Here is a 1,221-nt window from a genome sequence, read left to right as displayed (position 1 = left end):
TTCGGGTTGTGAGGTTAAGCGACTAAGCGTACACGGTGGATGCCTAGGCAATCAGAGGCGATGAAGGACGTGCTAATCTGCGATAAGCGTCGGTAAGGTGATATGAACCGTTATACCCGACGATTTCCGAATGGGGAAACCCAGTGCAATCCGTTGCACTATCGTTTGATGAATACATAGTCAAACGAAGCGAACCGGGGGAACTGAAACATCTCAGTACCCCGAGGAAAAGAAATCAACCGAGATTCCCCTAGTAGCGGCGAGCGAACGGGGAGCAGCCCAGAGTCTTAATCAGCATCAGCATCAGGAGAACGGTCTGGAAAGTCCGGCAGTAAAGGGTGATAGCCCCGTATCCGAAGGTGTTGGTGTTGTGAACTCGACGAGTAGGGCGGGACACGTGTTATCCTGTCTGAATATGGGGGGACCATCCTCCAAGGCTAAATACTCCTGATTGACCGATAGTGAACCAGTACCGTGAGGGAAAGGCGAAAAGAACCCCGGCGAGGGGAGTGAAATAGAACCTGAAACCGTGTACGTACAAGCAGTGGGAGCACCTTCGGGTGTGACTGCGTACCTTTTGTATAATGGGTCAGCGACTTATATTCTGTAGCAAGGTTAACCGTATAGGGGAGCCGTAGGGAAACCGAGTCTTAACTGGGCGAATGAGTTGCAGGGTATAGACCCGAAACCCGGTGATCTAGCCATGGGCAGGTTGAAGGTTGGGTAACACTAACTGGAGGACCGAACCGACTAATGTTGAAAAATTAGCGGATGACTTGTGGCTGGGGGTGAAAGGCCAATCAAACCGGGAGATAGCTGGTTCTCCCCGAAAGCTATTTAGGTAGCGCCTCGTGAACTCATCTTCGGGGGTAGAGCACTGTTTCGACTAGGGGGTCATCCCGACTTACCAACTCGATGCAAACTACGAATACCGAAGAATGTTATCACGGGAGACACACGGCGGGTGCTAACGTTCGTCGTGAAGAGGGAAACAACCCAGACCGCCAGCTAAGGTCCCAAAGTCATGGTTAAGTGGGAAACGAAGTGGGAAGGCTCAGACAGCCAGGATGTTGGCTTAGAAGCAGCCATCATTTAAAGAAAGCGTAATAGCTCACTGGTCGAGTCGGCCTGCGCGGAAGATGTAACGGGGCTAAACCATGCACCGAAGCTGCGGCAGCGACATTTAGATGTTGTTGGGTAGGGGAGCGTTCTGTAAGCCTG

Annotated in this window: 1 rRNA gene; it reads left to right on the top strand. The window is 51.8% G+C overall.

Annotated features, from left to right (window positions below):
* Positions 1–12: 12 nt before the first annotated feature.
* Positions 13–1,221: ribosomal RNA gene (locus SC428_RS22035) — 23S ribosomal RNA — on the top strand; the annotation flags it as partial.

It is taken from the genome of Providencia sp. 2023EL-00965 (genome assembly GCF_033550225.1).
GTDB lineage: Bacteria > Pseudomonadota > Gammaproteobacteria > Enterobacterales > Enterobacteriaceae > Providencia > Providencia manganoxydans.
Note: the sequence above shows the minus strand (reverse complement) of the source record. Positions and strands in the feature narration are given on the sequence as shown.